Origin of the sequence: Kitasatospora sp. NPDC048239, assembly GCF_043202015.1 — a bacterium.
Taxonomy (GTDB): domain Bacteria; phylum Actinomycetota; class Actinomycetes; order Streptomycetales; family Streptomycetaceae; genus Kitasatospora.
This window is the reverse complement of record NZ_JBICZP010000001.1, coordinates 445,603-470,505: the sequence shown is the minus strand read 5'-3', so window position 1 is coordinate 470,505 and position 24,903 is coordinate 445,603. Positions and strand designations below refer to the sequence as shown.

The following is a 24,903-nucleotide window of genomic DNA, read 5'->3' as shown; positions in this document are numbered from 1 at the left end:
CTTCGGGGTCAAGGACCCCGGGAGTGCGTGTATGCCGGGTGTCCGCGCTTGCCACGCGGACGGTTCGCCACGTGACCCGGTCCTCACCCAGGGCACCCCGCCACGGAAGGAGGGTTGCCGGACAGCAAGCTGGGGCTTGTCGCTGTCACTCATGACCTGGCACGACTCTAGGTCGCGTCCACCCGATGGTCAAACAGGGGTCCGCCATTCGGACAAGCCGAAGGGCCCGCACCGACTGTCCGGCGCGGGCCCCAACCATCGCTTCACACCCGGCTGGTGGCCTCCGACCAGCGCTTCAGCACATCCTGGGCGGCGCCCGAGTCGACGGCCGCGGCGGCCCGCTCCAGGCCGACCGCCAGCTGCTCGACGAGCGGCGCGTCGGTCAGGTCCAGCGCCACCAGCGCCGACGCGGCGTTCAGCAGGACGGCGTCCCGGACGGGCCCGCGCTCCCCGGCCAGCAGCCGGCGCGCCACCTCCGCGTTGTACGCCGGGTCCGCGCCGCGCAGCGCCTCGATGCCGACCAGCTCGATGCCGAGGTCGCGCGGGTCGAACACGGTCTCGGTGACGGCGCCGTCGCGCACGATCCAGACCCGGGACGTGGTGGTGATGGTCAACTCGTCGAGGCCGTCGTCACCCCGGAACACCAGTGCGCTGGCGCCGCGCCGGGCCAGCACCCCGGCGATCAGCCCGGCCAGCCGGGTGTCGAAGCAGCCGATCGCGTGCGCGGTCACCTTGGCCGGGTTGGTCAGCGGGCCGAGGGTGTTGAACGCGGTGGGCACCCCGAGGCCGCTGCGGGCCGGGGCGGTGTGCCGCATCGCGGGGTGGAACTTCGCCGCGAAGCAGAAGGTCAGCCCGACCTCCTCGGCGACCTCCGCGACCCGCCGGGCGGAGAGGTCCAGGTTGACGCCCAGCTTCTCCAGCACGTCCGAGGAGCCGCTCGCCGAGGAGGCCGCCCGGTTGCCGTGCTTGACCACCTTGGCGCCGGCCGCCGCCGCGACGATCGCGGCCATGGTGGAGATGTTGACGGTCTTCGCCCGGTCGCCGCCGGTGCCGACGATGTCCACCGCCGGACCGGGGATGGACAGCGGCTCGGCGTGCGCGTACATCGAGTCCACCAGGCCGACGATCTCGTCGACCGTCTCGCCCTTGGCCCGCAGCGCCACCATGAAGCCCGCCATCTGGACCGGGGAGGCCTCGCCGCTCATGATCCGGTCCATCGCCCAGGCCGTGTCGGCCCGGTCCAGGTCCTCACCGCGCAGCAGCGCCGTCAGGATGTCCGGCCAGGTGCGGACCACCTGCACGGGGTCGTTGCCGCCGTTCGCAGGGTTCACGTTCACCATGGCCGACTCCAGCTCTGCTCGGTTCCCCGGGGGGTGTCCCCGGGACTGGAGTCAGCCTATCGAGCGGCGGGGTGCCCCCGGCCCGCCCTGGCCCTACTTCTCTAGTAATGAGACGGCGCTCAGCGAGCGGCCGGGGCGCGCTTCTCCAACCGGGCCCGGAGCAGGGTCGCCGCGGCCTCGGCCAGCGCCATCGGGTCCACCGGGCGGGAGATCGCCGCGTCCGCCCGGCTCCAGGCCGCGAGCCAGGAGTCCTGCGGCCGGCCGATCAGCACCAGCACCGGCGGGCAGCCGTAGATCTCGTCCTTCAGCTGCCGCCCGAGCCCGAGCCCGCCGGCCGGGACGGCCTCGCCGTCCAGGATGCAGAGGTCCACTCCGCCCTTCTCCAGCGCGCGCAGCACCGCGGGGGTGGTCGCGCACTCCAGGTAGGACAGCTCCGGCAGATCCGACGCGGGCCGCCGGCCGAGCGCCGTCAGCACCTGCTCACGGGTGTTGCGGTCATCGCTGTAGACGAGGACGGTGAGCGTCTCGTCGGTCGTGTACGCCATGGACCCTGCTCCCTCAAGTGTGATCCGGACCACGTTCGCCTGATCCGGATGCTACTCCCGTTCCCCCGCCGCCGAGGCCGTCCCGCGCGATCGTTCTCAAGCCGCCGCGCCCACGGCTCACCCGAGCGGAGGACACCCCGTCACCCCGACCCGCGCACTCCACCCGTACGGCCGATATCCGGCCTCCCCCATAGCCCCGGCGGGCCCTGGAGGGGTGCAGCGACACGCAGGGCATCAGGGTCGTAGGGCCCTCCGAGGAACCGTCAGAAAAGGGACACGCCGCTGCTCAGCCACTATCCGGAGGCCCCGTCGGCCCCCAGGGGGGCATACCGCACGCACCGGACACTCCGAGGGACACCCCCCGGCGTGAAGACGGAATAAGGGACCGACATAATGTCCGTCGTGGCGACAGCAACAGCAGTAGAAACCGGGCACGCGCACGGATCGGTCAACCGGCCGAACATGGTCAGCGTCGGAACGATCGTCTGGCTCAGTTCCGAGTTGATGTTCTTCGCGGCCCTCTTCGCGATGTACTTCACGCTCCGCTCCGTCAAGGGAGCCGAGTTCTGGAGCGAGAAGGCGCACGCCCTCAACGTGCCCTTCTCCTCGGTCAACACCACGATCCTGGTGCTCTCCTCACTGACCTGCCAGCTCGGCGTGTTCGCCGCCGAGCGCGGGGACGTGAAGAAGCTCCGTTCGTGGTTCGTCATCACTTTCGTGATGGGCGCGATCTTCATCGGCGGCCAGGTCTTCGAGTACACCGAGCTGGTCAAGAAGGACGGCCTCTCGCTGTCCTCCGACCCGTACGGCACGGTGTTCTACCTGACCACCGGCTTCCACGGTCTGCACGTGACGGGTGGTCTGATCGCCTTCCTGCTGGTCCTGGGACGGACGTACGCAGCCAAGCGCTTCACGCACGAGCAGGCCACCGCCGCGATCGTGGTGTCGTACTACTGGCACTTCGTCGACGTCGTGTGGATCGGCCTCTTCGCGACCATCTACCTGATCAAGTAACCAGCTGATCAGGTCGCTGGCCACCGGCCCCGGGTCCCGCCCTCACCGGCGACGGCCCGATTTGCCGGTGGCGACGCTCCCACCGACCGACCGCGCGCGCAGCCCTAGAACAGGCAGCCTCGTGCCGGCCAGACCGGCCGCCGGGTGCACCCACCAGTCGACCAGATCCTGACACCGGGGTTATTCCGTGAAAAAGCTCTCCGCACGACGGCGCCACCCATTGGCGGCGCTGGTCGTCCTACTTCTCGCCCTGGCGGCAACCGGGGGGCTGTACGCCGCGTTCGCGCCCGCCGACAAGGCGCAGGCCGACGTCGCCGCGCAGTCGCTCGCGATCGATGAGGGCAAGAAGCTCTTCGCCGTGGGCTGCTCCTCCTGCCACGGCCTGAACGGCCAGGGCAGCAGCGACGGTCCGAGCCTGGTCGGCGTCGGTTCCGCCGCGGTCGACTTCCAGGTCGCGACGGGCCGCATGCCGGCCCAGCAGCCCGGCGCCCAGGTGCCGAGCAAGAAGAACATCTACTCGCAGGCCGAGATCGACCAGATGGCCGCCTTCGTGGCCTCGCTCGGCCCCGGCCCGGTGACGCCGACCTCGGAGCAGTACACCTCGACCAACCCCGAGGACATCTCCAAGGGTGGCGAGCTGTTCCGCACCAACTGCGCCCAGTGCCACAACTTCGCCGGCCAGGGCGGTGCCCTGACCCAGGGCAAGTACGCCCCGTCGCTGGAGGGCGTGGACGCCAAGCACATCTACGAGGCCATGCAGACCGGCCCGCAGAACATGCCGTCGTTCCCGGACACCACCATGCCCGAGGAGCAGAAGAAGCAGATCGTGGCCTTCGTCCGCCACACCACCAACGATGAGCCGAACCCCGGTGGTCTCACGCTCGGCAGCCTCGGTCCCGTGACCGAGGGCCTGTTCGGCTGGATCTTCGGTCTCGGCGCGCTCATCGCGGTCGCGATCTGGGTCGCCGCCCACACCACCAAGGCCAAGAAGTCATGAGCCAGGACATGTCAGAAGAGAACCTTCCGGAGTCGCACGGCTCCGCCGGGCACCACGAGGTGGCCGCCCAGGGCGATCCGTTCGCCGACCCGGGCCTGCCGGCCCACGAACCGCGTCGCACCGACATCGACGAGCGGGCCGCCAAGCGCGCGGAGCGCCAGGTCTCGCTGATGTTCGTGGTCTCGATGCTCGCCACGGTGGGCTTCATCGCCTCCTACGTGGCCATCGACCCGGACAAGATCGTCTATGTCTGGCCGCTGGGCAACATCAGCGCGATGAACTTCGCGCTGGGCATGACGCTCGGTGTCGCGCTGTTCTGCATCGGCGCGGGTGCGGTCCACTGGGCCCGCACCCTGATGTCGGACCACGAGATCCCGGCCGAGCGCCACCCGATCGAGGCCGACGACGAGGTCCGCGCGGACGTCATCGAGCAGTTCAGGACCGGCGCCGCCGAGTCCGGCTTCGGCCGCCGCAAGATGATCCGCAACACCCTCATCGGCTCGATGGCCCTGGTGCCGCTCTCCGGTGTCGTGCTGCTGCGCGACCTGGGCCCGCTGCCCGAGGACAAGCTGGAGCACACCGGGTGGGCCGAGGCCACCCCGGCGGAGCCGTTGGCGCTCATCAACATGAACACCAACCTGCCGATGAAGGCCGAGGACATCACCGTCGGCTCGCTGACCTTCGCCATGCCGCAGGGTCTGCACACCCACGACGAGGACTTCCAGCAGCAGATCGCCAAGGACGCCCTGATGCTGGTCCGCATCTCGCCAGACGACATCAAGGACGACAAGTCCCGGGAGCTGGGCTTCGAGGGCATCCTCGCCTACTCCAAGATCTGCACCCACGTCGGCTGCCCGATCAGCCTGTACGAGCAGCAGACGCACCACGCGCTCTGCCCCTGCCACCAGTCGACCTTCGACCTGGCGGACGGCGCGCGTGTCATCTTCGGCCCGGCCGGCCACCCGCTGCCGCAGCTGAAGATCACCACTGACGAGAAGGGCTTCCTGGTCGCCACCGGCGACTTCGACGAGCCCGTCGGCCCGAGCTACTGGGAGCGTGCTCGATGAGTAGCGCGAGCAGCACCACCTCCGGTGCCGCGAAGCCGACCGGCAGCACGCGTGCCAAGCCCGCCAACAAGTGGGAGCAGGCTGCTGACTGGACGGACGGCCGGCTGGGGATCTACTCCCTCGCCAAGGCCAACCTGCGGAAGATCTTCCCGGACCACTGGTCCTTCATGCTGGGCGAGATCTGCCTCTACACCTTCATCATCATCATCCTGACGGGCGTCTACCTGACGCTCTTCTTCAAGCCCAGCATGGGCGAGATCATCTACGACGGCTCGTACGTCCCGCTCAAGGGCATCCCGATGTCCGAGGCGTACGCGTCGACGGTGGACATCAGCTTCGAGATCCGCGGCGGCCTGCTGGTCCGCCAGATCCACCACTGGGCCGCGCTGGTCTTCGTGGCCGCGATGCTCGTGCACATGCTGCGCGTGTTCTTCACCGGCGCGTTCCGCAAGCCGCGTGAGATCAACTGGGTCTTCGGCTTCCTGCTGCTGGTCCTGGGCATGTTCGACGGCTTCTTCGGCTACTCGCTGCCCGACGACCTGCTGTCCGGCACCGGTATCCGGTTCATGGAGGGCGCCGTCCTGGCGACCCCGCTGATCGGCACCTACGTCCAGATGTTCCTGTTCGGCGGCGAGTTCCCCGGCCACGACATCGTGCCGCGGTTCTTCACCATCCACGTGCTGCTGATCCCGGGCATCATGCTGGGCCTGCTGACGGCCCACCTGATCCTGGTCTTCTACCACAAGCACACCCAGTGGGCGGGCCCGGGCAAGACCGAGAAGAACGTCGTCGGCATGCCGCTGATGCCGGTCTACATGGCCAAGGCCGGTGGCTTCTTCTTCCTGGTGTTCGGCGTCATCGCCGCCATCTCGGCGGTCGCCTCGATCAACCCGATCTGGGCGTACGGCCCGTACCGCCCCGACCAGGTGTCCACGGACGCCCAGCCGGACTGGTACATGGGCTTCTCCGAGGGCCTGATCCGCATCATGCCGGGCTGGGAGATCAGCCTGTGGGGCCACACCCTGAACATGGGTGTGTTCATCCCGCTGATGGTGGTCTTCCCGCTGGTGCTGGTCTCCATCGCCGCCTACCCCTTCATCGAGGGCTGGATCACCGGCGACAAGCGCGAGCACCACATCCTGGACCGCCCTCGCAACGCCCCGGTCCGCACCGGGCTCGGCGCGGCCTGGATCAGCCTGTACCTGGTGCTGCTGATCGCGGGTGGCAACGACCTGTTCGCCACCCACCTGCACCTGTCGCTCAACGACGTCACGTACGCCGTCCGGGTCGGGTTCTTCGTGATCCCGGTGCTCACCTTCATCATCACCAAGCGCTGGTGCCTCGGCCTCCAGCGCCGGGACAAGGAGAAGGTGCTGCACGGCCGCGAGACGGGCGTCATCAAGCGCCTGCCGCACGGCGAGTTCATCGAGGTGCACGCGCAGCTGCCGCAGAAGGACCTGCACACGCTCACCTCGCACGAGCAGCCGGAGCCGTTCGAGCTCCCGGCCGAGACGGACGAGAACGGCGTGGCCCGCAAGGCCGGCATCCTCACCCGTACCCGGGCGAAGCTCTCCCGCGGCTACTTCGGCGAGGGCAGCCAGATCGCCAAGCCCACCGCCGAGGAGCACCACGAGATCACCAGCGGCCACGGCCACCACTGATCCCGTACGCACCCCAAGCGTCACCCCCGAGGGCCGCCGACCAGAGTTCCACTGGTCGGCGGCCCTCGGGCTTTCCCCGTCCGACCGCCCCTCAGGAGCCTCCCGTGCAGCTGTCCGTCGACCCCGCCGCCGCCACTCCCCCGTACGAGCAGATCCGGGAGCAGATCGCCGAGCAGGCCCGGAGCGGGGGGCTGCCGACCGGGCTGCGGCTGCCGACCGTCCGGGCGCTGGCCGAACAGCTGGGCCTGGCCGCGGGGACGGTGGCCCGCGCCTACCGGGAGCTGGAGGCGGACGGGGTGGTGGAGACCCACGGCCGGCGCGGCACCCTGATCGCCGCCACCGGGGACACCGCGCACCGGCTGGCCGCGGCGGCCGCCACCGAGTACGCCGAGCGGGCCCGGCGTCTCGGCGTGTCGTCGGCGGACGCCCTCGCGGCCGTGGCGACCGCGCTGGGGCTGGCCTACCAGGAGGCCGGCGAGGAGGCCTGAGCGGGCCTGAGCGGGCCTCAGAGCTCGGGGCGGATCATCCCGGTGGCCCGGGACTGGGAGGGCGGCACGGTGGTGTTCACGGGCTGCCCCAGGGCGCTGTGCTTGACCCAGTCGGCCCACGTGACGTTCCAGTCCCCGAAGCCGTTGCCGAAGGGCTCCATGCCCGGCCCCTGGCTGTTGACCACCGTCACCAGGTCACCGACCCGGGTGTTCTGGTAGAACCACTTGGCGTTCTCGGTGCTCATACCGGTACAGCCGTGGCTGACGTTCGCCACGCCCTGCGCGCCCACCGACCAGGGGGCGGCGTGCACGTACTCGCCGCTCCAGGTCACCCGGGTGGCCCACTCGACGTTCAGGTCGTAGGACTCCGAGCTGCCGGCGGCTATCCCGATCGTCTCGCCGCTCATCCGCACCTGGCGCTCCTGGCCCAGCACCACCTTGATCCCGTTGCGGGTGTCGAAGCCGGGCTTGCCGGTGGTCACCGGGAGGGTCCGGACCACCTCGCCGTTGCGCTTGAGGGTGAGCTCGTGGGCGCCCGCGTCGACCACCGTCTCCACCCGCTCGCCGATCCGCACGGCCAGGGCGGCGCGGTCGCCGCCGTAGAGGCCGTCCGCGATCCGGCTGCCGGTGCCATCGAAGGCCAGCGCGACGGAGGTGCCGACCGGCCAGTAGTCCTCCGGCCGGAAGTGCAGGTTCTTGTCGTCCACCCAGTACCAGGAGCCGGTGACGGCGGGCTGGGAGGTGACGGTCAGGGCCCGCTCCACCTCCTGGCGGGCCTGCGGGTCCTTTACCGCCTCGGAGAGCTGGACGGTGAGCGGCTGGCCGACGCCGTAGACGCCGCTGCCGGAGGAGTCCGGGCCGAGCTTGGCGGTGAGCAGGCGCTGCGCGGCCACCGTGCTGAAGCCGGCGGTGGTCTCGCCCCGGCCGCCCTTGCCGTCGTCCGCGGCGATCCGGACGGTGTAGTCGGCGGCGGCCTTCAGCCGCCCGGTGGTCTGCCAGCTGCGCTGGTCCTCGGAGAGCACGCCTGCCACGACCCTGCCGTCCGGGCCGACCACGGTGACGTCGGTGAGCCGGCTGCCGGGGACGGCCGTCACGGTGACGGACTGGGAGGGGTCCACCTTCCCCTCCGCGGAGAGGTGGACCAGCGGCGCCGCGTCGACCCGGTGGACGGCGCCCACCGTGTCGTCGGGGCCGTCGGACGAGCAGGCGGCCAGGGGGGCCAGCACTGCGAGGGTCAGCGAGATGCCGCCGATGGTTGCGATTCCACGCCTGTCGGCCATGACCGCCTCCGAGGGTTCGCACGATTGATCAGATCGTAGGAACGGCTCAGGGTGAGCGACATCCGGGGGACCCGCCGTTGGACCACTGGAGTGAGGCCCTCACTCCGCGGACGCAACAGGGCCGGGCATCCCGTGCGGGATGCCCGGCCCTGTGCGAGGGGGAGGACCTACTGGTTCTGGTTCTCGCCCCGGTAGAACTCGAAGACCCAGCCGTACAGGCCGACCAGGATGACCGGGATCGACCAGAACAGCAGCCACCAGCCGAAGATCACGCCGCAGAAGGCGAGCGCGCCACCGATGGCCAGCGAGAGCGGCTGCCAGCTGTGCGGGGCGAAGAAGCCCAGCTCGCCGGCGTCGTCCGCGACCTCGGCCTCGGGGTTGTCACCGGCGCCGCTGTCCACCCGGCGGGCGGTGAAGGCGAGGTAGTACCCGATGAAGGCGCAGAGACCGAAGGAGAGGAACAGCGCGGTGGTACCGGCCGGCTCCTTCGACCAGAGGCCGTAGGTGATGGCCATCGCGAGAATGAAGACCGCGAAGCCCAGGAAGATCTTGCCCTGTTCCTTCATCAGGCGTCCCCACCCTTCTTACCCTTGCCGAGCTGCGGGTTGTCGTACTTCACCGGGGTCACACCGGCGAAGTGCTTGGCCGGCTCACCGTGGTTCTCCAGGTAGTCCAGCGCGGCGATCTCCGGGTGGTGGAGGTCGAAGGCCGGGGATTCGGAGCGGATCCGGGGCAGGGTGGTGAAGTTGTGCCGCGGCGGCGGGCAGGAGGTCGCCCACTCCAGCGAACGGCCGTAGCCCCAGGGGTCGTCGACCTCGACCTTCTCGCCGTACTTGGCGGTCTTCCAGACGTTGTAGAGGAACGGCAGGATCGACAGACCGAGCAGGAACGAGCCGATGGTGGAGACGGTGTTCAGCGTGGTGAAGCCGTCCGAGGCCAGGTAGTCGGCGTAGCGGCGGGGCATGCCCTCCGCGCCGAGCCAGTGCTGGACCAGGAAGGTGGCGTGGAAGCCGATGAACAGCGTCCAGAAGGTGATCCGGCCCAGGCGCTCGTCGAGCATCTTGCCGGTCATCTTCGGCCACCAGAAGTGGAAGCCGGCGAACATCGCGAAGACGACGGTGCCGAAGACCACGTAGTGGAAGTGGGCGACGACGAAGTACGAGTCCGAGACGTGGAAGTCGATCGGCGGGGAGGCGAGCAGAACGCCCGTCAGACCACCGAAGAGGAAGGTGACCAGGAAGCCGACCGTCCAGAGCATCGGGGTCTCGAAGCTCAGCGAGCCCTTCCACATGGTGCCGACCCAGTTGAAGAACTTCACACCGGTCGGGACCGCGATCAGGAAGGTCATGAAGGAGAAGAACGGCAGCAGCACCTGCCCGGTGACGTACATGTGGTGGGCCCACACCGTCACGGACAGACCGGCGATCGCGATGGTGGCCGCGATCAGGCCGGAGTAGCCGAACATCGGCTTGCGGCTGAAGACCGGGATGATCTCCGACACGATGCCGAAGAACGGCAGCGCGATGATGTACACCTCGGGGTGGCCGAAGAACCAGAAGAGGTGCTGCCACAGCAGCGCCCCGCCGTTGGCCGGGTCGAAGACGTGTGCCCCGAACTTTCGATCCGCCTCCAGCGCGAACAGCGCGGCGGCCAGGACCGGGAAGGCCAGCAGGACCAGGACCGCGGTCAGCAGCACGTTCCAGACGAAGATCGACATCCGGAACATCGTCATGCCGGGCGCGCGCATGCAGATGATCGTGGTGATGAAGTTGACCGCACCGAGGATCGTGCCGAAGCCGGAGAAGGCCAGACCCATGATCCACATGTCGGCGCCGATGCCCGGCGAGCGGACGGCGTCCGACAGCGGGGAGTAGGCGAACCAGCCGAAGTCGGCCGCACCCTGCGGGGTGACGAAGCCGGCCACCGCGATGGTCGAGCCGAACAGGTACAGCCAGTACGCGAACATGTTCAGACGCGGGAACGCCACGTCCGGGGCGCCGATCTGGAGCGGCATGATCCAGTTCGCGAACCCGGCGAAGAGCGGCGTCGCGAACATCAGCAGCATGATCGTGCCGTGCATCGTGAACGCCTGGTTGAACTGCTCGTTCGACAGGATCTGGGTCCCGGGACGAGCCAGCTCGGCGCGCATGACCAGGGCGAGGATGCCGCCGATCAGGAAGAAGGCGAACGACGTGCCCAGGTACAGGGTGCCGATCGTCTTGTGGTCAGTGGTCGTCAGCCACTTGATGATGGTCGAACCCGGCTTCCGGGTCCGCTGCGCCCCGCCGACCGTGACGGCCCCGGCGCCCCCGCCGGCCGCGGCGGGCTCGTTGAGGATGGTCACTTCTCTTCACTTCCCATGGTCGTGATGCCGGAGGGCAACGCGCCGGTCTGACCCTTGGCCCGGAGCTCCGCCAGGTGCTTGTCGTACTCGGCGCGGTCGACGACCTTGACGTTGAACAGCATGCGCGAGTGGTCGACGCCGCAGAGCTCGGCGCACTTGCCCCGGTACTCGCCCTTGACGTTCGGGGTGACCTCGAACTGGTTCACCACACCCGGCACGACGTCCATCTTCATCAGGAAGTTGATGGGCCAGAAGTCGTGGATGACGTCCCGCGAGGTGAGCCGGAACAGCACCGACTCGTTGACCGGCAGGTACAGGGTGGGCTCCTCCTGGGGGGTGCCCACGTCGTACGCCGCGTCCTTGTTGGCCGGGTCGGGGTTCTCGGTGTTCTCGTAGTTGAACGCCCAGCTCCACTGGAAGCCCACCACGTTGACGGTGTGCTGCGGCTTCTCGGAGACGGAGATCAGCCTCGACTCGTCGCGGGCGACGAAGTAGAAGAGAACCGACACGATGATGATGGGGACCGCGGTGTAGAGCGCCTCGATGGGCACGTTGTACCGGGTCTGCGGAGGGATCTGCACACCGCTGCGGCTGCGCCGGTGGAAGATCACGCTCCAGATGATCAGACCCCACATCAGTGCGCCCACTGCCAGAGCCGCGATCCAGGAGCCCTGCCACATGTGGAGGACCAGGGGCCCTTCCTCGGTGACGGGACTCGGGAGGCCAAGCCTGGGGAGGTCGTTGGCCGAGCAGCCGGTAGCGGTCGCGATGACGAGGCCCAGTGCCAGCGCCTGAGGCAGCTTCCGCCGCATCGTGCGCCGCGGCGAGCGGTCGGAGCCGTTGGGACTCACGTAGCGCCTTCCCGAAGTCTCGCCCGCCTTCGCGTCGCCCCGAGGAGGATTGTGAGCCTCCCCGGCGACCCGTCCACGGGCACGGTTTGAATGCTTATGCGGGCCAAACCCTACTCCAGCCTTATGCGCTGCTGACGGGCAGGTCCCGGTAACGCGCCGCCCGGTCGCCCGATCAGGCCCCGCAAGGGCTGCGCCGCAGGTCATCGTAGCCATTCGAGGCCCGTACGCCCGATCGGGGGATGACCTCGGACAACGTGGGTGACGGTCCGTCGGACGCGGATGAAACGGACATTCGGGGTGATCGACTGACGGACGGTGAGAGCGCGCGGCGGCCGGAATGCACCCGGGAGTGTCGTTAAATGTGAGCGTGTACTTCGATGTGGCCTCCACCGCACCGCTCCACCCCGTCGCGCGGCAGGCGCTGACCGCCGCCCTGGACGAGGGCTGGGCCGACCCGGCCCGGCTGTACCGCTCCGGGCGGCAGGCCCGGATGCTGCTGGACGCCGCCCGCGAGACGGTGGCCGGGGTGCTGGGCGCCCGGGCCGACGAGATCTCCTTCACGGCGAGCGGGACGCAGGCCGTCCAGCTGGGCGTCCTGGGTGCGCTGGCCGGCAACCGGCGGCGCGGCGGGCACCTGGTGCACTCCGCCGTCGAGCACTCCAGCGTGCTGCACACCGCCGAGCGGCACGAGGCGGCCGGCGGCGGCGTCTCGGTCGTCCCGGTGGACCGGCTCGGCCGGGTCTCCCCCGACGGCTTCGCCGCCGCGCTGCGGCCGGACACCGCGCTCGCCGTGCTGCAGTCCGCCAACCACGAGGTGGGGACGGTCCAGCCGGTGGCCGAGGTGGCCGGGCTGTGCGGCGGCGTCCCGCTGCTGGTGGACGCCGCGCAGAGCGCCGGGCGGCTGGACGTGCCGGGCGGCTGGTCACTGCTGACGGCCAGTGCGCACAAGTGGGGCGGGCCGGCCGGGGTCGGGGTGCTGGCGGTGCGCAAGGGCGTCCGGTACGCCTCGCCGCTGCCGGCCGACGAACGGGAGGGCGGCAGGGTCCCCGGCTACGTCAACGTCCCGGCGATCGTCGCCGCGGCGGCCTCGCTGCGCGCGGTCCGGGCCGAGGCCGAGCGGGAGAACGCCCGCCTGCACGCCCTGGTCGAGCGGATCCGCAGCAGGGTGCCGCAGCTGGTGCCCGAGGTGGAGGTGGTCGGCGACCCGGCGCGGCGGCTGCCGCACCTCGTCACCTTCTCCTGTCTGTACGTCGACGGCGAGGTGCTGCTGACCGGGCTGGACCGGGCCGGCTTCGCCGTCTCCTCGGGATCCTCCTGCACCTCCTCCACGCTGACGCCGAGCCATGTGCTGGCCGCGATGGGCGTGCTCACCGAGGGGAACATCCGGGTCTCGCTGCCGTTCGACGCGGCCGAGGCCGACGTCGAGCGCTTCCTCGCCGTGCTGCCCGGGATCGTCGACGGGATCCGCGCCCCGCTGGGGCTGGACCTGCCGTCGCCGGCGGCGCCGCGGGGCGCCGAGGAGGAGCGCCCCGGGGCGGACGGGCCGGTCACCGTGGTCGACGCACTGGGCAAGCGCTGCCCGCTGCCCGTGATCGAGCTGGCGAAGCGGATCGGCGCGGTGCCGCTGGGCGGGACGATCGCCGTGCTGGCGGACGACGAGGCCGCCCGGCTGGACATCCCCGCCTGGTGCGGGATGCGCGGGCAGGAGTACGCGGGCGAGGCCCCGGCCGCCGAGTTCGGCGGCGACCGGGGCTCGGCCTACCTGGTGCGGCGGACTACTTGACCAGGTGCGCGCGGACGTCCGCGGCGGCCTCGGCGCCGTAGGCGGCCTCGAAGCGCGCCAGGAAGGTGTTCGGGCGCAGCTCGTACTCCTGGGTGCCGACGGTCTCGATCACCAGGGTGGCGAGCATGCAGCCGAGCTGGGCGGAGCGCTCCAGCTCCAGGTCCCAGGACAGGCCCGCCAGAAAGCCGGCCCGGAAGGCGTCGCCGACGCCGGTCGGGTCGGCCTTGGTCTCCTCGGGGGCACAGCCGACCACGACCGGGGCCTCGCCCTTGCGGTCGATCCGGACGCCCTTGCTGCCCAGGGTGGTGACCCGGGTGCCGACGCGGGTGAGGATCTCGTCGGCGTCCCAGCCGGTCTTGCTCTCGATCAGCGCGGCCTCGTACTCGTTGGTGAACAGGTACGCGGCGCCGTCGACGATGTCGCGGATGTCGTCGCCCTCCAGGCGGGCCAGCTGCTGGGAGGGGTCGGCGGCGAAGGCGTAGCCGCGGGTGCGGCACTCCTGGGTGTGGCGGACCATCGCCTGCGGGTCGTCGGCGCCGATCAGCACGAGGTCCAGGCCGCCGACGCGGTCGACGACCGGCTTCAGCTCGATGTTGCGGGCCTCCGCCATGGCACCGGTGTAGAACGAGGCGATCTGGTTGTGGTCCTCGTCCGTGGTGCACATGAAGCGGGCGGTGTGCCGGGTCTCGGAGATGTGGACGGACTCGCAGTCCACGTTGTTGCGCTCCAGCCAGCCGCGGTACTCGGCGAAGTCCGCGCCGGCCGCGCCGACCAGGATCGGGCGCAGTCCGAGGACGCCCATGCCGAACGCGATGTTCGGGGCGACACCGCCACGACGGATGTCGAGGGTGTCGACCAGGAAGGACAGCGACACGGTGTGCAGCTGCTCGGCGACGAGCTGGTCGGCGAAGCGACCGGGGAACGTCATCAGGTGGTCGGTCGCGATCGAGCCGGCAACGGCGATACGCACGGAAGGTCTCCTCAGGATGGCGGCATGCCACTGGACAGCGGGGGCGAACCCACCCACGGTACCGGGCCGGGGGCGGGCGGCAGCAAGACCGCCTCTTTCGGCACTGCCGGGGCTCGAAGGTGTACTACCTCCGGGTAGCCCTGGTGGCGGCCCGACGGGCGGCCTAGGGTCGCTGACAGGGGCCGGTTCGAGCCCTCACAGGACCGTGGCGCCACGGCCACGGCACGGTGGATCGGAGCGATGGCCGATGATGCCCAGTCAGCACCCGATGCGTGTTCCCGCAGCTCTGCGGGGTGACGCGGACGGCGAGACGCTCGACGCGCTGGTGGACTCCTCCCGGCAGCTGCGGCGGTTCTGGCCGCTGCTGGCGACCGGGCCGGAGCCCAGTGCGCCCGCCGGCCCCGGTTTCCGGGTGTCCTCGGGGGCCCAGCGGGTGGTCGCGGGAATGGCCGAATACGGGCTGTAGGGCGTGATCCGGGGGTCCGGGGGCGCGGCGGGAACCGGAATGGTCCGGGGCACGTCACATCCCCGCGGTGCGGCCGTGAAGGCGGTGCCGCTGAACCCTCGGGAGGATGTTCAGATGGATCTGGAGACGATGCCCCGGCGTACCGGTCGTCCGCAGGCCGGCCGGCCCCGCGGACGGCGGGCGGCGGCACTGGCCGCCCTGGTGCTGGCCGCGGTCACCGCGGTGGCCGGGTGTGACGGGGACGGCAAGTCCGCCTCGGACTCGGCCGCCGCGAGCGCGACCGCGTCCGCCGCCGCCACGCCCTCTGCTTCGGGCTCGGCGTCGGCCCCGGCACCGGCCACGACGCCCGACCCCGGCTCCCCGCCGGTGTCGACCCCGCCGGCCGATCCCTCGGCGCCCACCCCCGATCCGCGGCCGGCCAGCCCCTCACCGGCGACCGTGCCACCGACGCCGCCCCAGTCGCCGACTCCGGCGCCCACGCCCCCGGGCAACGGCATCGCGGTCGGCGAGCCGGCGCCGAACGGGCCGTCGACCCATCCGGCGATCACCTACCGGGCGGACGGCAGCAGGCTGACGGTCTGGTTCTACGGCGGGATCTGCGAGAAGTACGCGCTGAAGGCGGACGAGTCCCACCCGGGCCGGGTGGACATCCGGGTGGTGATCGCGGCGCCGATCCCGGCCGGGCAGGCCTGCAACGAGATCGCGAAGCGGCAGACGGTGAGCGCCGATCTGAAGCAGCCGCTGATGGGCCGGGCGGTGACCGACCTGTCGACCGGCCAGCCCGTCCCGCTGGAGGCCGACCCGCGGATCGGCCCGGACCCGGTCGGTCCCGAGGTCGCCGGCGGGCCGCAGTAGCGGCGGACGCGCGACGGTACGACGGAAACGACGGAGGCGGCCCCGGGATCACCCAGGGCCGCCTCCGTCGTACCGCTCAGCCCTTCAGCCTCTCGGCCGCCAGGCTGGTCGGCTGCCTAGCTGAACGAGTCGCCGCAGGCGCAGGAGCCCGTGGCGTTCGGGTTGTCGATCGTGAAGCCCTGCTTCTCGATGGTGTCGACGAAGTCGACGGTGGCACCGCCGAGGTACGGGGCGCTCATCCGGTCGGTGACGACCTTGACACCACCGAAGTCCTTGATCACGTCGCCGTCGAGCGAACGCTCGTCGAAGAACAGCTGGTAACGCAGGCCGGAGCAGCCACCGGGCTGGACGGCGACGCGCAGCGCGAGGTCCTCGCGGCCCTCCTGCTCCAGCAGGCCCTTGACCTTGGCCGCGGCGGCATCGGTAAGGAGGATGCCACTCTCGACGGTGGTCTCGTCCTGGACGGTCATCTGCTTTCTCCCGGTCTTGACGACGGTCTGCCGCCAGTGCCAACCAACGACCGCCCGGATTCATTTCCCGGACGGCGGGTGTGTTTCGCACGACTTCGGCGGCGGAATTTCTCGTGGGCCGGGTGTACCACCCGCTCCCCTACGCTCCCCATGCTCGCACAACCGGCGGGGCACGGTCACCGCCCGAGCTCCGGATCCGGGCGAACCGGCCCCGCGCGGGGGCCCGGACGGCCAGGATGGACGGCATGCTCCTGCGCCAGGTCCAGGACACCGCCGCCGACGCGGAGGCCGTCCAGTCCATCGCCCGCGCCGCGCTGGCCCCGCTCGCGGATCCGCCCGGCGGCGCGTCCGCGGACGCGCCGCCGGTCTACCAGCTGGCCCGGACGAGACACCTGGTGGGCACCGACCCGCAGGGCTGCTGGCTGGCGGAGCGCGACGGCGAGCCGGTCGGCACGGTGCTGTCGCTGCGCCGCGAGGGCCTGTGGGTCCTGGCGCTGTTCGCGGTGCGGCCCGAGGTCCAGGGCAAGGGGGTGGGGCGGCTGCTACTGGAGCGGGCCGCCGCGTACGGGCGGGGCTGTCTGCGCGGGATGCTGTGCGGCTCGACGTCCCCTGCGGCGGCCCGCCGCCACCGGCTGGCCGGGTTCACCCTGTACCCGGCGATGCGGCTGAGCGGGCAGGTGGACCGCTCCGGGCTGCTCGACCCCGGGGACATCCCGGTGCACCCCGGCAACCGCGCCCACCGGCACCTGCTGGACTCGGTGGACCGACGGCTGCGCGGCGCCGCGCACGGCCCGGACCACGAGCTGATGCTGGCCCACTGCGAGGAGCTGCTGGTCGCCGACGCGCTGGCCGGCAGCGGCTACTGCTACCGGGACGGCGGCGAGGTGCGGCTGCTGGCCGCGACCTCGAAGCGGATCGCGGCCCGGCTGCTGCGCGAGGCGCTGGCCCGGGTGCCGGCCGGGGTGGAGGCGCGGGTGGAGCACCTGACCGCCGAACAGGAGTGGGCGCTGGACGTGGGCCTGGAGCTGGGCCTCACCCCGCAGACCCGGGGCTACCTCGGGCTGCGCGGGATGCGGCCGCCGGCGCCGTACCTGCCGGACGGCGCGCTGTGCTAGGCGTTGTCCGGCCCTGGACGGACGGCGGCACCCCCGCCGGGCGGGCCCGGCGGGGGTGTGCGCGGAGCCCGCAGGGGGCTCCCGGTCAGACCATGGTGTCCAGGATCTCCCGGACCATCTCCATCGTGGTGCCCGGGTGCAGGAAGGCGAAGCGGGCGACCGTCTCGCCGTCCCAGCCGGTCGGGGTGACGAAGCCGATCTGGTCCGCGAGCAGCTGCTGCGACCAGCGGTAGTAGTCCTCGCCGGTCCAGCCGGTGCGGCGGAAGCAGACCGCGGACAGCTGCGGATCGAACAGCAGCTCCAGGTGCTCGCTGTCGCGGATCAGCTGGGCGGTGTCCCGGGCCAGCGTGAGGCCGGTCTCGATGGCGTCGGTGTACGCCTCGGTGCCGTGCACGGCGAGCGAGAACCAGAGCGGCAGGCCGCGGGCGCGCCGGGTCAGGTGGTAGGCGTAGTCGGTGGGGTTCCACTCGTCGCCCTCGGTGTGCAGGACGTCCAGGTAGGAGGCGTCCTGGGTGTGCACGGCGCGGGCGAGCTGCGGGTTGCGGTAGAGCAGCGCGGCGCAGTCGAACGGGGCGAACAGCCACTTGTGCGGGTCGACCACGAAGGAGTCGGCGTGCTCGATGCCGTTGTAGCGCTCGCGCACGGACGGGGCGAACAGGCCGGCGCCGCCGTAGGCGCCGTCCACGTGGAACCAGAGGTCGCGCTCGCGGGCGACCTCGGAGAGGCCCTGGAGGTCGTCGACGATGCCCTCGTTGGTGGTGCCGGCGGTGCCGACGACCGCGATGACGGTCTCCGGGTTCGGGTCGGCGGCCAGGGCGGCGCGCAGCGCCTCGCCGGTGAAGCGGCGGTCGACGGTCGGGACCTTGAAGGCCTCCACGCCGATGATGTTGAAGGTGTTCTTGACCGAGGAGTGCACCTGGTCGGCGACGGCGATCCGCAGCCGGGCCTCCGGGCCGACGCCGAGCCTGCGGCGGGCGGTGTCGCGGGCGACCACCAGGGCGGAGAGGTTGCCCGCCGAGCCGCCGGAGACGAAGGTGCCGCCGGCCGTCTCGGGCATTCCCGCGCGGTCCGCTATCAGGCGCAGCACCTGGTTCTCGGCGGCGATCGCGCCGGCCGCCTCCAGCCAGGAGATGCCCTGCAGGGAGGCGCAGGAGACGACCATGTCGAAGAGCAGCGCGGCCTTGGTGGGGGCGCACGGGATGAAGGACAGGTAGCGCGGGCTGTCGGCGGAGATCACCGCGCGGGACAGCTCGTGGTCGTAGAGCTTGAGCACGTCGGCCGGGCTGTTGCCGTGCGGGTTGAGCAGTCCGGCCAGCTGGGCGCGCAGGTGCTCGCCGTCGCCGGGGTGGTCGAGCGGGACGGGGTCGTACTGCAGCCGCTCCCGCATGTAGTCGAATACCAGGTCGACCAGCTCGTTGTCGGGCCGGTGCATGCGGTCGGGGGCTGCGGACACGGGTGTCCCTCTCGGCTGTGGGGTGTCGGGGGGCGGCCCGGTGGCGTGTGAGGGATTCGCGGCGCGCTCCGGACGAGATCAGCCTAGGCAGCGGTGGGCCTTCCCCGCGCGTCGGAACGCGGCTGGTCAGGCAGGTTTCGGGCGTCTTCGGGGGGCCGCGCGCAGGATTCCTGCGCAGCCCTGCGAAGGGCCCGGACGAGGTCAGCCGATGAGCTGGGAGAGCACCACGGAGGAGCGGCTGCGCTGCACGCCGGGCTCCTTGCGGATGCGCTCGATGACGGCCTCCAGGTGCCGCATGTCGGGCGCCCGCAGGTGCACCAGGGCGTCCGGGTCGCCGGTGACCGTCCAGGCGGCGACCACCTCGGGGAACTGGCGCAGGCTGGCGAGGATCTCCTCGGGGGCGGTGCGCTCGCGGCAGTAGACCTCGACGAAGGCCTCGGTCTGCCAGCCGAGCACGGACGGGTCGAGGACGACGGTGAAGCCGCGGACGATGCCGCGTGCCCGCAGCCGGTCGATCCGGCGGCGGACGGCGGTGGCCGAGAGGTTCACCTGGAGCCCGATCTCGGCGTACGAGGCGCGCCCGTCACTGCCCAGCCGGGCGAGCAGCAGCCGGTCGGTGTCGTCCAGGGCTGCCCCGCCCACCTCGTGCGCTCGGCTGCTGCTCATCGGTGCGGGGCTCCACTGGTCGTACGGGATCGGCGGGGGCGGCGGCCGCCGAAACGGTTCGGCACCATTCTGGCGGATGACAGGACCGAGTTCACCGCTGGCAGATGACGGCCGGTGGTCCTCGCGCGGTCGGCTAGCCGGACATCCACTCTCCACAGCCAACGCCATCGGGCCCGGATACCGATTCGACCACGCCGGACGCCCCGTAGCGCGCCTGCGGCGGCGCCGGACGGGCCGAACCGGCAAGCGGTTCTCGTCACATCGACAGGATGGCCATCGTCAGTCTGACGCTAACCGGTTATCATAGATAGCGTCAGATAGACGAGAAGGCCTGCACCGACTGATCGGCCGCACAGAAGGGCACCCGCCCGTGACCACCACCATCACCGAGACCTACGGCGTCGACCCCACACCGACGCCGCTCGCTCTGCTGCTGCTCGGCCGTGAGGCCGACCCGAACAGCGAGCGCGGCGTCGAGTGCCCGGGCGACCTCCCGGCCGCCTCCGACCCCGACCTCGTCGAGCGCGCCCGCGCGGCCAAGGCCGCGCTCGGTGACCGGGTATTCATCCTCGGCCACCACTACCAGCGCGACGAGGTGATCGAGTTCGCCGACGTCACCGGCGACTCCTTCAAGCTCGCCCGGGACGCGGCCGCCCGCCCGGAGGCCGAGTACATCGTCTTCTGCGGCGTGCACTTCATGGCCGAGTCGGCGGACATCCTCACCACCGACGCCCAGCAGGTCGTCCTGCCGGACCTCGCGGCCGGCTGTTCGATGGCCGACATGGCCACCGCCGAGCAGGTCGCCGAGTGCTGGGACGTGCTCACCGACGCCGGCATAGCCGACGTGACCGTCCCGGTCTCGTACATGAACTCCTCCGCCGACATCAAGGCCTTCACCGGCCGGCACGGCGGCACCATATGCACCTCCTCCAACGCCGAGCGGGCGCTGGAGTGGGCCTTCGAGCAGGGCCAGAAGGTGCTCTTCCTGCCCGACCAGCACCTGGGCCGCAACACCGCCGTGCGCGAGATGGGCCTCTCGCTGGACGACTGCGTGCTCTACAACCCGCACAAGCCGAACGGCGGCCTGACCGTCGAGCAGCTGCGCAACGCCAAGATGATCCTCTGGCGCGGGCACTGCTCGGTGCACGGCCGGTTCTCGCTGGACTCGGTGAACGACGTCCGCGAGCGCATCCCGGGCGTCACCGTGCTGGTGCACCCGGAGTGCCGGCACGAGGTCGTCGCGGCGGCCGACATGGTGGGCTCGACCGAGTACATCATCAAGGCCCTGGACGCGGCCGAGCCCGGCTCCAAGTGGGCCATCGGCACCGAGCTCAACCTGGTCCGCCGGCTGGCCAAGGCCCACCCGGACAAGGAGGTCGTCTTCCTGGACCGCGCGGTCTGCTTCTGCTCCACCATGAACCGGATCGACCTGCCGCACCTGGTCTGGGCGCTGGAGTCGCTGGTCGAGGGCCGGGTGCCGAACGTGATCACCGTCGACCCGGAGACCGAGAAGTACGCCAAGGCGGCGCTGGACCGGATGCTCGCCCTGCCGTAGCCGTGCCGTACGCCGAAGGGCGGGCCCCCTCCGTGGTGGAGGGGGCCCGCCCTTGCGTCTGGCGCGAGACGGCGGCTATTCGGGAATGCCGGGGATCAGGCCGTCACCCTCGGCCCGCAGCAGCTGCCGGACCTCGTCGATCGTCGCATCGGCATCCGGAAGGATCAGGTCGGACGGCTCCAGCGAGTCGTCCGGCAGCGGGGTTCCGAACTCCTTCACCGCGCCCAGCAGCTCGCCGAGCGCTCGGTGGAAGTGTTCCTCGTCCCCCGACTCCAGTGCGGTGAGCAGCTCCTCGTCGAGCTCGTTGAGCCGGTTCAGGTGGGCGTCGCCGACCTGGAACTGCCCCTCACCCATGACCCTCATGATCATGCCGTGCGTCTCCCTGGTTCGTGGGGTGAAGCTCAGATCACTTGTTGTAGTTGATGGTGGGCGGGGTCTGCTGCGGCGGCGCGTCGTGCTGCTGCTGCTTGCCCTGCTCGATGGCCTGCGGGCCGGCGGCCGGCGAGCCACCGGTCAGCTCCGCCTTCATCCGGGCCAGCTCCAGCTCGACGTCCGAGCCGCCGGCCACCCGCTCCAGCTCCGCCTCGATGTCGTCCTTGCGGCCGAGCCCGCTGGCGTCGTCGAGCGCACCGGAGGCCAGCAGCTCGTCGATCGCGCCCGCACGGGCCTGCATCTGGGCGGTCTTGTCCTCGGCCCGCTGGATCGCCAGGCCGACGTCGCCCATCTCCTCCGAGATCCCGGAGAAGGACTCCGCGATCCTGGTCTGCGCCTGGGCGGCGGTGTAGGTGGCCTTGATGGTCTCCTTCTTGGTGCGGAAGGCGTCCACCTTGGCCTGCAGGCGCTGGGAGGCGAGCGTGAGCTTCTCCTCCTCGGCCTGGAGCTGCTGGTACTGCGTCTCCAGATCGGTGATCTGGGACTGCATGCTGGCCTTGCGGGTCAGCGCCTCGCGCGCGAGGTCCTCACGGCCGAGGGACAGCGCCTTGCGGCCCTGGTCCTCGTACTTCGCGGACTGCTGCTGGAGCTGGGTCAGCTGGAGTTCCAGGCGCTTGCGCGAGGTGGCTACGTCCGCGACGCCGCGTCGCACCTTCTGCAGCAGTTCGAGCTGCTTCTGGTACGAGTAGTCGAGCGTTTCACGCGGATCCTCCGCCCGATCCAAGGCTTTGTTCGCCTTGGAGCGGAAGATCAGCCCCATACGCTTCATGATTCCGTCGCTCATGGGCCTCGGGTGCCCCCTTCTCCGGCCTGCGGTCTCTATCTCGTTACCAGACACGACGAGTGTATGTGCAGCGAGCCCGTCGCCGCAGTGCACCTGCCTGCAACAAGACTGCTACAGCGACCCCGCCGGTGCCTCATCCCCGGGGTGGATCCGCCCCTCATTCCCCGATGCGTCCGGCGGAGTGATCCCCTACGGGAAGAGCGCCGGAAACCCTCCGACCGGCGGGGTCGACGACGATCGATATGCGTTTGGGTCCAAGGGCACCGGAAGAAGCCGCCCGGCACCCCGTACGCTGGTGGTGTGTTCCGACGCCGTTCAGATGATGCCGCCGCCTCCGCCGCCGTGCTGGAGAAGCAGGACGAGACCCAGCCGCGCGACCCGCAGGCGAAGAAGGGCCGACCCACGCCCAAGCGCAGTGAGGCCGAGGCCCACCGGCGCACCCGGGTGACCGTGCCCAAGGACCGCAAGGAGGCCTCCCGCCAGGCCCGTGACCGGATGCGCGTCGAGCGCGAGAAGCAGCGCACCGCGCTGCTGGAGGGCGACGAGCGGCACCTGCCGGCCCGCGACAAGGGCCCGGTGCGCAAGTTCACCCGGGACTTCGTCGACGCCCGCTGGTCGCTCGCCGAGTTCTTCCTGCCCGCCGCGGTGGTCATCCTGGTGCTCAGCATCGTCAAGGTGCCGGCCCTCCAGCTGCTCTCCACCGTGCTGTTCCTGCTGTTCTTCGTCCTCGTGGTGCTGGACTTCGTCCGCCTCGGCTTCGGTCTGCGCAAGCAGCTCGGCGAGCGGTTCGCGGGCCAGAACACCCGCGGCGCGGTCGCGTACGGCCTGATGCGCATCCTGCAGATGCGCAGGCTGCGGCTGCCCAAGCCGCAGGTGCGGCGCGGGGAGAAGCCCTGACCGCCGAACCGGTGGACTCCGGCTGGGCCCCACCGTCCTGGGAGGGGCCCGGCCTGTATGCACTGCCCGGTCAGGGCGGGGGCGGCCACGACCGCCTCGCCCAGGAACGCCAGTCCCATGACCGGCTGCCCTCGCGCAGCGGCTCCTTCGCCGGCGGCACCGGGCCGTGGCTGGAGCGGCTCGGGGGCCTGCGCAACCTCGTCCGGCAGGAGCTGGTCGCCCGGCAGCTCGCCGAGCAGCTGGTCGGCCGCAGCGCCCAGCGCGTCCTCGACATCGGCTGCGGCCAGGGCACCCAGGCGCTGCGCCTGGCCCGGGCCGGCCACTTCGTAACCGGCATCGACTCCGACCCGGTCGCCCTCGGCGTCGCCCAGGGCGCGCTCGCCGAGGAGCCGCCCGAGGTCCGCGGCCGGATGCAGCTGCTCAGCGGCGACGGCCACCAGTGCGGGCGCTGGTTCGGACCGCGCAGCTTCGACGTGGTGCTCTGCCACGGCGTCCTGATGTACCTGCCCGACCCGGACCCGATGATCGCCTCGCTGGCCCGGCTGCTCGCGCCCGGCGGACTGCTCTCACTGCTGGTCCGCAACCGCGACGCGCTGGCCCTGCGGCCCGCCGCCACCGGGGACTGGCGGGCCGCCCTGCACGCCTTCGAGAGCGACCGCTACTACAACCGGCTCGGCCTGGCCGCCCGCGCCGACCGGCTCGCCGACCTCGCCGTCACGCTCTCCGAGGTCTCGGTGCCGCTGCGGCACTGGTACGGCGTGCGGGTCTTCACCGACAACGCGCCCGACGACGCGGCGCCGCCGGTGGACGGGCGCCAGCTGGCCCAGCTGCTGGAGGCCGAGGACAAGGCCGGGCGCACCGACCCCTACCGGCAGGTCGCCGCGCTGCTGCACGTCTTCGGCGCCAAGTAGCGCCGACCGGCCCGACCGGCCGGGGGCCCGGGGGCCGCTCAGCCCTCGTGCAGGCTCATCGAGTAGATCTCCCGGTCGTCGTCGAGCAGTACGGCGGTGTCCACGCCGTCCTCGACCAGCTGCTTCCAGCTCTCCCCGATCCAGGTCTCGGCGTCCCCCTGGCCGGCGAACTCCTCCTGCGGCCCGCTCGGGGCCACCACGGTGCCGTCCGTCTTCTCGTACCGCCACGTCCAGACCATGCCCGGTTCCTCCCGCCGACGACGTGCCTGTGTTGCTGCGCACCTTAGCCTGCCCGGTGGGATCTTCCCTATGCCTCGCGGGGCCCGGCAGCGCGGGCCCGGCCCCACCCGCAGGGCGCCCCCTTGGCAGGATGAACCCATGGCACCCGACCTCGCACCCTCCCGCACGCTGTTCCTCGGCGGCGCGCGCTCCGGCAAGTCCACCAGGGCCGAGCAGCTGCTCGCCGGGCACCCGGACGTGCTGTACGTGGCCACCGGCGGCACCCGGGACGGCGACGGCGAGTGGGCCCAGCGGGTCGCGCTGCACCGGGAGCGGCGACCGGCGAGCTGGCGCACCGCCGAGACCTGCGACCTGGAGGCGGTCCTGGCGGACTCCGCCGACCGGGCACCGGTGCTGATCGACTGTCTGGCGCTGTGGCTGACCGCGGTGATGGACGAGTGCGGCGCCTGGGACGACCGGGTGTGGGCGGACGGCGGCGAGGCCGCGGTGCAGGCCCGCTGCGAGGCGCTGGCCCTGGCCTGGGGGGCGAGCGGACGGCGGCTCGTCGCGGTCAGCAACGAGGTCGGGATGGGTGTCGTCCCGGCGACCGCCTCGGGCCGCCGCTTCCGCGACACCCTGGGCCGGCTGAACATGGCGGTGGCGGACGCCTCGGAGCGTGTGCTGCTGGTGGTGGCGGGGCAGGTTCTGCAAGTCAAGCCCGCCGCTGGCTGAACACCGGC

The 24,903-nt window shown here is 71.2% G+C and carries 26 protein-coding genes and 1 riboswitch; of the genes, 13 read left to right on the top strand and 13 right to left on the bottom strand.

Going from position 1 to position 24,903, the window contains the following annotated elements; genetic code table 11:
- Positions 1-39: 39 nt before the first annotated feature.
- A riboswitch (SAM riboswitch) is annotated at positions 40-157 on the bottom strand.
- A 106-nt stretch (positions 158-263) separates the two neighbouring features.
- Together trpD and ACGFZP_RS02060 are read right to left on the bottom strand one after the other, a co-directional pair.
- A complete protein-coding gene (gene trpD, locus ACGFZP_RS02065; protein ID WP_392927627.1) occupies positions 264-1,340 on the bottom strand; it encodes an anthranilate phosphoribosyltransferase in 1,077 nt (358 codons plus the stop codon).
- A gap of 119 nt (positions 1,341-1,459) precedes the next feature.
- Complete coding sequence (locus ACGFZP_RS02060) at positions 1,460-1,885, bottom strand: hypothetical protein (protein ID WP_392927624.1); 426 nt, start codon at positions 1,883-1,885, stop codon at positions 1,460-1,462.
- A 393-nt stretch (positions 1,886-2,278) separates the two neighbouring features.
- Here ACGFZP_RS02060 and ACGFZP_RS02055 point away from each other — a divergent pair, with 393 nt between their 5' ends.
- From ACGFZP_RS02055 to ACGFZP_RS02035, 5 genes are all read left to right on the top strand, one after another.
- A complete protein-coding gene (locus tag ACGFZP_RS02055; protein WP_387940355.1) occupies positions 2,279-2,899 on the top strand; it encodes a heme-copper oxidase subunit III in 621 nt (206 codons plus the stop codon).
- A gap of 187 nt (positions 2,900-3,086) precedes the next feature.
- The gene (locus ACGFZP_RS02050) at positions 3,087-3,896 is read left to right on the top strand and encodes a c-type cytochrome (RefSeq protein ID WP_392927623.1); all 810 of its coding nucleotides are present in this window, start codon (positions 3,087-3,089) and stop codon (positions 3,894-3,896) included.
- A gap of 8 nt (positions 3,897-3,904) precedes the next feature.
- On the top strand, positions 3,905-4,963 hold the full coding sequence (locus ACGFZP_RS02045) for a Rieske 2Fe-2S domain-containing protein (RefSeq protein WP_392927622.1): 1,059 nt from the start codon (positions 3,905-3,907) through the stop codon (positions 4,961-4,963).
- Positions 4,960-6,624, top strand: a complete 1,665-nt coding sequence (locus ACGFZP_RS02040) for a cytochrome bc complex cytochrome b subunit (protein WP_392927620.1) — start codon at positions 4,960-4,962, stop codon at positions 6,622-6,624. The genes ACGFZP_RS02045 and ACGFZP_RS02040 overlap by 4 nt, the downstream gene beginning before the upstream one ends.
- Before the next feature lie 104 nt (positions 6,625-6,728).
- Positions 6,729-7,112 carry a GntR family transcriptional regulator gene (locus ACGFZP_RS02035; protein WP_392927619.1) on the top strand — a complete coding sequence of 128 codons (384 nt, stop codon included), beginning with the start codon at positions 6,729-6,731 and terminating at the stop codon, positions 7,110-7,112.
- A 17-nt stretch (positions 7,113-7,129) separates the two neighbouring features.
- On the opposite strand, the gene ACGFZP_RS02030 is transcribed toward ACGFZP_RS02035, so the two are convergent.
- The 4 genes from ACGFZP_RS02030 to coxB form a co-directional block, all read right to left on the bottom strand.
- Entirely contained in the window at positions 7,130-8,392 is a 1,263-nt protein-coding gene (locus ACGFZP_RS02030) for an Ig-like domain-containing protein (RefSeq protein ID WP_392927617.1), read from the bottom strand.
- A 167-nt stretch (positions 8,393-8,559) separates the two neighbouring features.
- A complete protein-coding gene (locus ACGFZP_RS02025) occupies positions 8,560-8,958 on the bottom strand; it encodes a cytochrome c oxidase subunit 4 (RefSeq protein WP_387940344.1) in 399 nt (132 codons plus the stop codon).
- A complete protein-coding gene (gene ctaD, locus ACGFZP_RS02020) occupies positions 8,958-10,736 on the bottom strand; it encodes a cytochrome c oxidase subunit I (RefSeq protein ID WP_392927616.1) in 1,779 nt (592 codons plus the stop codon). The genes ACGFZP_RS02025 and ctaD overlap by 1 nt, the downstream gene beginning before the upstream one ends.
- Positions 10,733-11,587, bottom strand: a complete 855-nt coding sequence (gene coxB, locus ACGFZP_RS02015) for a cytochrome c oxidase subunit II (RefSeq protein WP_392927614.1) — start codon at positions 11,585-11,587, stop codon at positions 10,733-10,735. The genes ctaD and coxB overlap by 4 nt, the downstream gene beginning before the upstream one ends.
- A gap of 337 nt (positions 11,588-11,924) precedes the next feature.
- Here coxB and ACGFZP_RS02010 point away from each other — a divergent pair, with 337 nt between their 5' ends.
- Complete coding sequence (locus tag ACGFZP_RS02010) at positions 11,925-13,370, top strand: cysteine desulfurase/sulfurtransferase TusA family protein (RefSeq protein WP_392927613.1); 1,446 nt, start codon at positions 11,925-11,927, stop codon at positions 13,368-13,370.
- On the opposite strand, the gene ACGFZP_RS02005 is transcribed toward ACGFZP_RS02010, so the two are convergent.
- Positions 13,363-14,340, bottom strand: a complete 978-nt coding sequence (locus ACGFZP_RS02005; RefSeq protein WP_392927611.1) for a carbohydrate kinase family protein — start codon at positions 14,338-14,340, stop codon at positions 13,363-13,365. The two genes, ACGFZP_RS02010 and ACGFZP_RS02005, sit on opposite strands and share 8 nt — an antisense overlap.
- A 268-nt stretch (positions 14,341-14,608) precedes the next feature.
- Between ACGFZP_RS02005 and ACGFZP_RS02000 the strand changes: the two genes are divergently transcribed.
- Entirely contained in the window at positions 14,609-14,806 is a 198-nt protein-coding gene (locus ACGFZP_RS02000; RefSeq protein WP_392927610.1) for a hypothetical protein, read from the top strand.
- Between the two features lie 114 nt (positions 14,807-14,920).
- A complete protein-coding gene (locus ACGFZP_RS01995) occupies positions 14,921-15,661 on the top strand; it encodes a hypothetical protein (RefSeq protein ID WP_392927608.1) in 741 nt (246 codons plus the stop codon).
- 116 nt (positions 15,662-15,777) lie between these two features.
- Here ACGFZP_RS01995 and ACGFZP_RS01990 read toward each other — a convergent pair whose 3' ends face one another.
- Positions 15,778-16,131: a HesB/IscA family protein gene (locus ACGFZP_RS01990; RefSeq protein WP_392927606.1), complete on the bottom strand. Its 354-nt coding sequence runs from the start codon at positions 16,129-16,131 to the stop codon at positions 15,778-15,780.
- Between the two features lie 245 nt (positions 16,132-16,376).
- Between ACGFZP_RS01990 and ACGFZP_RS01985 the strand changes: the two genes are divergently transcribed.
- Positions 16,377-17,246 (top strand): GNAT family N-acetyltransferase, encoded by an 870-nt coding sequence (locus ACGFZP_RS01985; RefSeq protein WP_392927604.1) that lies wholly within the window; start codon positions 16,377-16,379, stop codon positions 17,244-17,246.
- Between the two features lie 85 nt (positions 17,247-17,331).
- Here ACGFZP_RS01985 and ACGFZP_RS01980 read toward each other — a convergent pair whose 3' ends face one another.
- Together ACGFZP_RS01980 and ACGFZP_RS01975 are read right to left on the bottom strand one after the other, a co-directional pair.
- Complete coding sequence (locus tag ACGFZP_RS01980) at positions 17,332-18,699, bottom strand: pyridoxal phosphate-dependent decarboxylase family protein (RefSeq protein WP_392927603.1); 1,368 nt, start codon at positions 18,697-18,699, stop codon at positions 17,332-17,334.
- A gap of 201 nt (positions 18,700-18,900) precedes the next feature.
- Complete coding sequence (locus ACGFZP_RS01975; RefSeq protein ID WP_387940324.1) at positions 18,901-19,365, bottom strand: Lrp/AsnC family transcriptional regulator; 465 nt, start codon at positions 19,363-19,365, stop codon at positions 18,901-18,903.
- A 370-nt stretch (positions 19,366-19,735) separates the two neighbouring features.
- Here ACGFZP_RS01975 and nadA point away from each other — a divergent pair, with 370 nt between their 5' ends.
- A complete protein-coding gene (nadA, locus tag ACGFZP_RS01970) occupies positions 19,736-20,920 on the top strand; it encodes a quinolinate synthase NadA (protein ID WP_392927601.1) in 1,185 nt (394 codons plus the stop codon).
- A gap of 75 nt (positions 20,921-20,995) precedes the next feature.
- Here the strand turns inward: nadA and ACGFZP_RS01965 are convergent, their stop codons facing one another.
- Both ACGFZP_RS01965 and ACGFZP_RS01960 read right to left on the bottom strand, forming a co-directional pair.
- Positions 20,996-21,289 carry a hypothetical protein gene (locus tag ACGFZP_RS01965; protein ID WP_392927599.1) on the bottom strand — a complete coding sequence of 98 codons (294 nt, stop codon included), beginning with the start codon at positions 21,287-21,289 and terminating at the stop codon, positions 20,996-20,998.
- Between the two features lie 37 nt (positions 21,290-21,326).
- Entirely contained in the window at positions 21,327-22,136 is an 810-nt protein-coding gene (locus ACGFZP_RS01960; protein ID WP_387940318.1) for a PspA/IM30 family protein, read from the bottom strand.
- A 300-nt stretch (positions 22,137-22,436) separates the two neighbouring features.
- On the opposite strand from ACGFZP_RS01960, the gene ACGFZP_RS01955 reads away from it, so the two are divergent.
- Positions 22,437-23,033: a DUF3043 domain-containing protein gene (locus ACGFZP_RS01955; protein ID WP_392927597.1), complete on the top strand. Its 597-nt coding sequence runs from the start codon at positions 22,437-22,439 to the stop codon at positions 23,031-23,033.
- 170 nt (positions 23,034-23,203) lie between these two features.
- Positions 23,204-23,944 carry a class I SAM-dependent methyltransferase gene (locus tag ACGFZP_RS01950; RefSeq protein WP_392928300.1) on the top strand — a complete coding sequence of 247 codons (741 nt, stop codon included), beginning with the start codon at positions 23,204-23,206 and terminating at the stop codon, positions 23,942-23,944.
- A gap of 38 nt (positions 23,945-23,982) precedes the next feature.
- Here ACGFZP_RS01950 and ACGFZP_RS01945 read toward each other — a convergent pair whose 3' ends face one another.
- Positions 23,983-24,183, bottom strand: a complete 201-nt coding sequence (locus ACGFZP_RS01945; RefSeq protein ID WP_392927595.1) for a hypothetical protein — start codon at positions 24,181-24,183, stop codon at positions 23,983-23,985.
- Positions 24,184-24,322: 139 nt separating this feature from the next.
- Here ACGFZP_RS01945 and cobU point away from each other — a divergent pair, with 139 nt between their 5' ends.
- On the top strand, positions 24,323-24,895 hold the full coding sequence (cobU, locus tag ACGFZP_RS01940; RefSeq protein WP_392927594.1) for a bifunctional adenosylcobinamide kinase/adenosylcobinamide-phosphate guanylyltransferase: 573 nt from the start codon (positions 24,323-24,325) through the stop codon (positions 24,893-24,895).
- The last annotated feature ends 8 nt before the right edge of the window (positions 24,896-24,903 follow it).